Below are 8,505 nucleotides of genomic sequence, written 5' to 3'. Positions count from 1 at the left end.
TTGAGTGTGGTGGTGACCCGTTTCATGGGGACTATTGTATGTACTATTTCTGTTGCTGAATAAATTCAGCCTGTGCGCTTATATCCCCCGGTTAGAAACCGGGGGCTTTACGCTGCTTTTCGTAAAGCAGATTTGCGCGGGGTGGATTTGCGCTCGGCTAACCTGTGGCGGGCCAACCTGAGTGAGTCGAATCTGTGGCTAGCCGTCTTGAATGGTAGCGATTTGCAGGAGGCTAACCTGGGGGAGTCGAACCTACGGGAGGCCAACTTGAGTGAAACCAACCTCCAGGGCGCTACCCTCTGGGGATCCTACTTGAGTAAAGCAAATTGTACTCGGGCTAAGCTACACCAGGCGGATTTGCGGGCAGCCGATCTGCGGGCGGCAACCTTGAGTCATGCGGATTTAAGTGAGTGTAACCTCTGGATGGCCTATCTCTGGTGTGCAGACTTGACGGGGGCGAATTTGCGAGGGGCCAATTTGGATCGCACCATCCTCTGGGGAGCCCGCTTCGATGACCGGACTCAGTTCGATGCCAGTTTTGATCCCCTCACTCGCGGCATGCGATACGTTTCCTAGGTACAGCCGATTCGCCTGTTTGCGAGTACTGCGCTCGGGGAGTGCTACGACACTGGCTCAAGCTGTGGGAAAGGGATCCGATGGGCACAGTCTTCTGTCCTTATGGCGGACAGGTTTCCAGATAGAGAAAGGCTTTTCGTTTGCTTAATATTTGTTTATAGTTTTGATAGAGACGGTTAGGTTGCTTTCGTTCAATGGAGTATTCTTTGGTGCAGTTGGATTATCGAATCTATCGGCTAGCGCGGCTGCTGAGTGAGTATCTGGATCTGGGTGAGTTGGTGTCGGTTTCCACGGGATCCCTCAACGCAGCTGAGGAACAGGGGCTGCTGCGCCAGTCGAACCATCCTTGATCCGAAGCCTTTGAGCCTTTCGGCTTAACCTGATGACGGGTGAACCCAACTTTTAACCTCGTTTTCGAGAATTTTCCCTGGCGCAACCGACAGGGATCCCCTAGTCTAATTAGGCTACCCCCTTGGCACAGATGATGGGCATTCCCTCTTGGTGGCCGAAGTTGAGCTGGCAGGTCTGGCTGATCTTCATCGGTCGGCTGCTGTCTCAGACCGGAACCGGGTTTACGCTGTTTTACGCCTCCCTTTTTTTCGTCAATCAAGTAGGGTTGACGGCGACTCAAGTGGGGTTGGGCCTGGGGATCATGGCCTTTGCCGGGGTATTTGGTCGCATCTTCGGCGGCTCGATGGCCGATGGGGCTTGGGGGCGCAAGGCCACCTTGATGGTGTCTTTGGCCATTTCCACTCTCGGCTCCTTCGGGTTGGCCCTCTCCCACAACTTTTGGGCTTTTGCCTTGGCCAATGGAGCGGCAGGGTTGGGACAAGGGTTGTACTGGCCGCCCGCTGAAGCGATTGTGGCGGATCTCACTACCCGCGAACAGCGCAACGAAGCCTATGCCCTGAACCGCCTTGGGGATAATTTGGGCCACAGCATTGGGGTAGCAATGGCCAGTGCTGTGGTGGCGCTAACGGGGGCCTACCGATTGCTGTTTGTAATCGATGGGATCACCTTCTTGATCTTTTTGGCGGTGCTCTGGTTTTTCATTCAGGAAACTCGGGTGGCTAGTCCGGTGGCGGGGCCGATGCTGGCGGGGTGGAAAACCGCTTTGACGGATCGCTCCTTGTTGGTGTTTGGATTATCCAACATCCTCTTCACCACCTACGTAGCCCAATTGAGCAGCAGCATGCCCCTATACTTCCGCAATTTTGTCGGGATCCCGGAAGTGCAAATCGGGGCTTTGTTTGCCTTGCATGGGGCCTTGATTGGCCTACTGCAGATGCCGGTAGCCCGTTGGCTAAATCGCTTTACCCGCATTCAAGGATTACAGGGATCCGCCTTGATTTGGGGAATTGGCTTTGCCCTCGTGTTGCTGACCGGTCTTTCGGCGGAGCTGGGTAGCCTACCGGCGTTGGCTTTGGCGACGGTGGCTCTGATGGTGCTCTCTCTGGCGCTGGTGAGCTACAACCCTTCTGCATCTGCTTTGGTGGCGGATTTGGCCCCGGATCATCTGCGGGGGGTGTACTTGTCCATTAATTCCCTCTGTTGGGCGGTAGGGTTTGCCGCTGGCCCGATGATTGGCGGGGTAGTGTTGGACTTGCCGCAACCTTGGGTGGGAGGTTTGTGGGTTTTGTGGGTAGCCACGGTGGCTGTGGTGTGGGGGATTTTAAGTTGGCTGAACCAAATTTTGCCCTGCAAGGTGAATGCAGCAGCTTCTCAACAACAGAAAGAACCGGTGCCCCTGGGCAGTGCCGAGCGCAAGTGAGCACACATAGCCAATCAAAGATGGGATCCCGTTGCTGCGCTCACCGTTTGCTAGGGTAGGAGCACTCTCAACCATCTGAGCATGAGTCGAATTTGCATTCTTGGGGGTGGGTTTGGCGGGCTATACACTGCCCTCGAACTCAGCCGACAACCCTGGCCAGAACCCCCGCAGATTACTCTAGTCGATCGTCAGGAACGGTTTGTCTTTGCCCCCCTGCTTTACGAACTGCTAACGGAGGAAATGGAGGATTGGGAAGTGGCCCCCCGCTTCCGGGATCTCTTGTCTTCTGAGTCGGTGCAGTTTGTGCAGGGATCCGTTACAGCCATCGATCCCAAGGCGCGTCGAGTCACGCTTCAAGATGGGCAGAGCTTGGAGTACGACGGGTTGGTGCTGGCGCTAGGGGGGGAAACCCCCTTGAACCAGGTGCCAGGGGCGGCGGAGTATGCTTTTCCCTTTCGTACCTTGGCGGATGCCCAGCGGCTGCGCGCCCACCTGAAGCGCCTGGAGGAGCGGGATCCGGCCCAGCCCATAGGTCTAGCGATTGTGGGAGCAGGGGCAAGTGGGGTGGAATTGGCTTGTAAATTGGCGGATCGCCTGGGATCCCGTGGGCGAATCCAACTGATCGAGCTAGGAGCCGATATTTTGTCTGGGTTTACCGAATCCAGTCGGAAGGCAGCCCAACAGGCTTTGGCGGAGCGAGGGATCCCAGTGGAGCTACAAACCAAGGTCTTGTGCATAGAAGCCCTGCACCAGAACGGGATACCCTCTTTTTGCCTGCAGGTACAACGGCTGAATAACCCGGAGATCACGACGGTCACAACGGATCCCGTTGATGCCGTGCTCTGGACGGTGGGCACACAGGTGGCCGAGGTGATTTCAACCTTAGACCTCCCCAAAACAGAGCGGGGACGGCTTCAGGTTTTGCCAACTCTACAAACCCCTACTTTCCCGGAGATCTTTGCCTTAGGGGATGTGGCCGCAGGGGTGGATGCGGAGGGGCAACGGATACCAGCTACAGCTCAAGCGGCTTTTCAACAGGCTAGCTACTGCGCTTGGAATCTGTGGGCTTTTCTCACCCAAGAACGACCCCTCTTGCCCTTCCGTTATTTCTCGCTGGGGGAAATGCTCAGTTTGGGGGTGGATACGGCGGTGTTGTCTGCGCTGGGGGGCTTCACCTTGACCGGCCCACTGGGTTACCTAGCGCGGCGAACCGCTTATCTAGTGCGGATGCCTACCCTGGAGCATCAACTGAAGGTGGGCTGGAACTGGATCAGCCGCCCCCTGTGGAAAAGTCTGTTGCCCCGTTAGGATCCCTTGAGTTGGCAAGAGCGCTCATAGGCAGCCTGAACTGCCTGCATCAATGCCCCACGCACACCGGCCTGCTCGAGGGCATCAATCCCGGCAATGGTGGTGCCACCCGGACTGGTGACGCGATCTTTCAAAAGGGCAGGGTGGAGTTGTTCCTGCTGCAATAGGGCCGCCGTGCCGGATAACGTCTGCAGAGCCAGTTGGGTGGCAATCGGGCGGGGCAAGCCGACGCGCACGCCGCCATCAATTAGGGCTTCCACCATCACCGCCACATACCCTGGCCCGGAACCGGAAAGGGCAGTCACTGCATCCATCTGGTTCTCAGCCACCGTAACCACCTCTCCCACAGCCCGAAACAGCTTCTCCACCTGTTCCATTTGGGTAGGCGTAATGCCCGTTCCATAGCTGATGGCCGTTATACCAGCCCCCACTAGAGCAGGAGTGTTGGGCATGGTCCGCACCACCCCCTGCCTGGGGAAAGCCTGCTGTAACTGCTGCAAAGGGATCCCGGCCATGATGGAGATCACCAGCTCTGAAGCAGTCAATTGGCCCATCTCCGCCACAACCGTGGCAAAAACCTGTGGCTTAACCGCCAAGAAGACAATCTGGGACTCCCCCGCTTGGGTGAGATCCGAGAGAAGACGGATGCCCAATTCTTTTTGCAACGCAGAGGCCCGAACTGAGTCCGGTTCTCGCAGGCCAATCTGATTTGGGGGACAAATGCCTGAATCCACCCAACGACGCAGGAGGGCAGATCCCATGGCACCACCGCCGATGACACTGAGGAAAAGTTGCTCCATGGCTGAACCGGAGTAGAGAAGGGGCTATGGGAAGTTCACGGATCCGGTTCTCAACCTAATTCAACCTGATTTAGTCTGATTTAGTTATTTAGTTAGTAATTTAGTGCAGCTCAGTGCTGGCCAACCGCCTGCAAATGTTCATAGCTGCTGGACCAGAGGGGAGCTGGGCTTTGCAAGGGCCGCTGTAGGGGCTGTCCCATTATTTGGCTTATTTGGCTGCTGGGGGTCGAAACCGTGACGGTGCTGGGGGTGAACAGGAAAATGTTTTCACCAATGCGCTCCTGGTGGCCATCAATGGCATAGGTGCCACCGGCCACAAAATCCACAGAACGCTGAGCATCGGCGGGATCCATCAGGGTCAGGTTCATAATCACTGTCTTGCGATCCCGCAGGTGCTGCACCACCTGGGCCATTTCATCAAAGCTGCGCGGCTCAATCACCACCACCTCACTGGTGGGTTGACTGACACTTGGCAATCCGATCACGTTGCTGCCCATACCGCCCCCTATTCCCCGATCCCGATGTTGACTGCGCCGATGTCCACGAGACTCTTCCCGACTGAGAGAACCGTCTGACACCTCTGCCGCCCGCTGCCGCCGTCCGCGTGGAAAGGAGTCTGCCTCCTCCTCTTCGGCCGGAGCAACTGGCGCGGAATGATGCCCTTCATAAAGCTGTCGGAAATCCTCCTGTCCTTCCCTATCAGAGTACTCTTCCAAGCCATCGACGGGATCCGTCAGGCCGACAAAATCTCTTACCCTGCTCCAGATTCCATTCACAGTCATCACACACATCCTCGCTACAGATTATGGTTCGCGTTCGATACATGTTTCAAGCTCTTGAGCAGCAGATCTCCTAGTCTGCAGACGGATCCTAAAAAGGATTTCAAGAGGTTGAGACAGGGCTTGTTCGAGAAACTGCCGCAGCCGGGGACCAACTTCTATTCACAGGATCCCATCGGCTTAGACGAATAGAGTTTACCCAGGAGGAACGAAAATGTCATCCCATCTGCCCACAAGATGCTCTTAAGAAGTAATCCTCCAGCTTTACCCAGATTGAACACATATTAACGGAAGTGACGCAAATGATTGCAAATTCCCTTGAGATTCTCCCAAAAGATCGAAATTCAGGGCGGGATCCCATTCACTTGTTCCCCGTTTGCTACCCTTTTGGCTCCTAGGTAACGACAGAACAGCCCGAAGATGGGGCCAAAGTCCTCTCCAAGCCTCTGTGGCTTAACATAAGTTTAATGAAATCTTAATGAACCGCTTGGCCCTATCCCTCTTTTCGGTCAGCCTCTGCGAACAAAGCGCGCCCCAGCCGAATTAAGTTAGAACCCGCCGCGACGGCCAACGGGTAATCCTCCGACATGCCCATAGAGAGGGTTTGCAGGTTAAGGTGCTCGTAGCCACTCCGCTGAATGTGATCCGCCAGCTCCACCAGTTTGCGAAACAGCTCTAGGGCAGTTTCTGAGTCTAGGCCCAGGGGCAGAATGGTCATCAAGCCGGATATTTGCACCTGCAGCAGTTGATCCAGTTGGGGCAAGCTTTGCAGCAGTTCGGAAATCGACCAGCCGGATTTATTGGGGTCGGGGGCCAACTTTACCTGTAGGCACAGCTTGGGGGAGAGGTGCAGTTCCCAGGCTTTCTGGTTGAGCAACTTGGCCAGTCGCAGGCTATCGACACTGTCGATCCAGGCAAATTGTTTGAGGGCGGGTTTGACCTTATTGGTTTGCAAGTGGCCGATCAAATGCCAGATGATGTCTGGGAGATCCTGCAGTTGGGCCTGTTTCTGAGCGGCTTCCTGGACACGGCTTTCTCCAAAGTGTCGGATCCCGGCTTGATAGGCGGCGCGAATGTGGTCGGCACTGTAGCCTTTGCTCACCGCCATGATCTCCACATGCTCCGGGATCTGCTCCCGTACCGCCTGGATGCGGCTGTGAATCAGGGACTCATCGACTGGGGAGGTGGGCAGTGGCATCGTCAGGTAAGGATCCCCGCCAAAAAGGGGGAGGGAAAAACTGGGGTTACCGCTTCAACGGATCCGTGAGCACTTCCGGTCGAGAAATGATGGCGCGGGTACCGGGAGCCAATTTGCGCACGTAGTCCAGCTGCACCACCTCTGGGTTTTGCTTCAGGGCTTCCCCCTGCAACTGAATGGACTGGGCTTCTCCTTCCGCGAGCACCACCACCCGTTGCTTTTCTAGCTCTGCTTTTTCCACCAGGAAGCGTTCCCGTTCTTTTTCCTGCTCGGCAATTTGCTTTTGTTCGATGGCGGTTTGGAACTGGTCAGAAAAGCGGACATTGCGCAGGAGCACGTTTTGCAGGATCAGGTCGTTCTCGGCAAAGATGCTGGAGAGTTGCTGCTCGACGTTGTGCTGAATCTCTTCCCGTTCTTCGGAGAAAACCGCGATCGCTCGGTGTAAAGCCAGTTCATTACGCATCACGGTGCGCACCTCCGGGCGGATCACTTTGTCTACGTAGGAGGGGCCGATAGTTTGGTGCAGGTGGGCAACCTTGGCCGGATCCAGTCGGAAGCGCACCGACACATCCAGAGTAATCTGCTGGCCATCGGCACTCAGCACCTTCAGGGCATCATCTCCCAAAGATTGGCTCTCGGAGCGTTGAGAGGCCATGGTGTAGGTTTGGGTGCGCACATCGTAAAAGATCGGCGTTTCTATCACCGGCAGCAACAGGTGCAGCCCTTCCCCCAAGGGTTGGGGTTTGAGACCCGTCAGCGAGTTGAACACCACAGCCCGTGCACCGGCAGGTACCACCACCAAACACTGCAGCACGGTAGCCAAGAGAATCAACACCAGTGCCCCGCCCACCAACGGGATCCAGGACAGGGTGGACGGATCAAATCTAGGACGACGGGGATGAGCCGATTTCACAGGAGTGCCACCAAGACAACACACAGAAACAGAAGGGTCAGGGATCGGGAACCCATCGAGCTCCAAGGCAGGATCCGTGGCCGAAACCCTTTTGAGCTTAACCCAGGTGGATCGGTTCAATCACCTGCGCCAGATCCTTATCCTTATAAGTAGGATTGAGACATTGAGAAGGCTAGGCTCGTTCGAGATGCCCTCAAACCTCATGCTGAACTCCTGTGCTCATTCCAGAGCTGCCGCTAGGATCTGATAAGTTAGCTTCGCTACCGTAAAGGCACTGCGCCGATCCGTTTCCCGTTCTCCCGTCACCGCCAGTTCCACCACATCCGCCCCGACTATCTGCCGTTGCCGGCCCAAAGCGCGGATCAACTCCAGGGTTTCCCACCAACCCAAGCCCCCCGGTTCTGGGGTGCCGGTCGCTGGAACCACGGCGGGATCCAATCCATCCACATCCACCGTCAGATACACGCGCGGGCCGAGGGTATCGATGACCTCTTGAATCCACTGCTGCGGGGGCTTGCTCTGCAAACTGTGGGCAAAAAAGGTGTGGAGACGGCGTTCCCGAATCGCTTGGCGATCTTCGGCACAAATGGAGCGGATCCCCACTTGGGTGAGGCGGTTATCCACCTGCTCCACCACACGGGCCATGGCGGAAGCATGGGAATAACGGGATCCCTCATAACTGTTTCTTAGATCACAGTGGGCATCGATCTGCAACACATGCACATCCGGGTAATGGGGGAGATGGGCGGCGATCAAGGGGCCGGTGATGGAGTGTTCCCCCCCTATCGACAGCAAGAACTGACCCGGCTTCACCCACTCAGCCGCCCGCCGCTGAATTTCCGCCATGGCCGGTTCATGGGGATCCGTAAACTCTACGGCAGGGGCAGTCCAGTAACGGGAGATCTCCGTCGGTGAGTCAGGATGCAAGGCTGGCTCTCGATCCCGCACCTCATCGTAGATTTCTACATAAGCAGAAGCCTCCAGGAGCGCCTGGGGACCTTTGGCCGTGCCTTTGCCGTAGGAGGTGGTGGCCTCGTAGGGGACAGGCAGCAGAATCGCTTGCGCAGACTCGGGCTCCGGCTCAGGCAAACCCAAAAACGGGACGGGGGAACGAGACATGGTGGCATTCCAAATGGGATCCCTATTTTAGTGAGATCCGA

General features: G+C 56.4%; 9 protein-coding genes. 4 read left to right on the top strand and 5 right to left on the bottom strand.

The features are described from left to right. Positions 1 to 72: 72 nt before the first annotated feature. From JX360_RS08420 to JX360_RS08405, 4 genes are all read left to right on the top strand, one after another. Entirely contained in the window at positions 73 to 576 is a 504-nt protein-coding gene (locus JX360_RS08420; protein WP_244350208.1) for a pentapeptide repeat-containing protein, read from the top strand. Positions 577 to 770: 194 nt separating this feature from the next. Next, positions 771 to 926 carry a hypothetical protein gene (locus tag JX360_RS08415; protein WP_244350207.1) on the top strand — a complete coding sequence of 52 codons (156 nt, stop codon included), beginning with the start codon at positions 771 to 773 and terminating at the stop codon, positions 924 to 926. Positions 927 to 1,057: 131 nt separating this feature from the next. Beyond that, positions 1,058 to 2,347, top strand: a complete 1,290-nt coding sequence (locus JX360_RS08410) for an MDR family MFS transporter (RefSeq protein ID WP_244350212.1) — start codon at positions 1,058 to 1,060, stop codon at positions 2,345 to 2,347. An 81-nt stretch (positions 2,348 to 2,428) separates the two neighbouring features. Next, positions 2,429 to 3,655, top strand: coding sequence for an NAD(P)/FAD-dependent oxidoreductase (locus JX360_RS08405; RefSeq protein ID WP_244350206.1), 1,227 nt, complete (start codon positions 2,429 to 2,431; stop codon positions 3,653 to 3,655). Here the strand turns inward: JX360_RS08405 and proC are convergent. From proC to speB, 5 genes are all read right to left on the bottom strand, one after another. Beyond that, entirely contained in the window at positions 3,652 to 4,455 is an 804-nt protein-coding gene (proC, locus tag JX360_RS08400; RefSeq protein ID WP_244350205.1) for a pyrroline-5-carboxylate reductase, read from the bottom strand. The genes JX360_RS08405 and proC overlap by 4 nt on opposite strands. Before the next feature lie 110 nt (positions 4,456 to 4,565). Then, positions 4,566 to 5,231 carry a cell division protein SepF gene (locus JX360_RS08395; RefSeq protein ID WP_425244376.1) on the bottom strand — a complete coding sequence of 222 codons (666 nt, stop codon included), beginning with the start codon at positions 5,229 to 5,231 and terminating at the stop codon, positions 4,566 to 4,568. Between the two features lie 496 nt (positions 5,232 to 5,727). Next, positions 5,728 to 6,432 carry a YggS family pyridoxal phosphate-dependent enzyme gene (locus JX360_RS08390; RefSeq protein ID WP_244350203.1) on the bottom strand — a complete coding sequence of 235 codons (705 nt, stop codon included), beginning with the start codon at positions 6,430 to 6,432 and terminating at the stop codon, positions 5,728 to 5,730. Between the two features lie 46 nt (positions 6,433 to 6,478). Continuing rightward, positions 6,479 to 7,345, bottom strand: a complete 867-nt coding sequence (locus JX360_RS08385) for a prohibitin family protein (protein WP_244350202.1) — start codon at positions 7,343 to 7,345, stop codon at positions 6,479 to 6,481. Between the two features lie 219 nt (positions 7,346 to 7,564). Next, complete coding sequence (speB, locus tag JX360_RS08380; RefSeq protein ID WP_244350201.1) at positions 7,565 to 8,464, bottom strand: agmatinase; 900 nt, start codon at positions 8,462 to 8,464, stop codon at positions 7,565 to 7,567. Between the last annotated feature and the right edge of the window lie 41 nt (positions 8,465 to 8,505).

Source organism: Thermostichus vulcanus str. 'Rupite', from assembly GCF_022848905.1.
Lineage (GTDB): Bacteria > Cyanobacteriota > Cyanobacteriia > Thermostichales > Thermostichaceae > Thermostichus > Thermostichus vulcanus_A.
The sequence above is the reverse complement of the archived record's forward strand: the minus strand, read 5'-3'. Positions and strand labels throughout refer to the sequence as shown.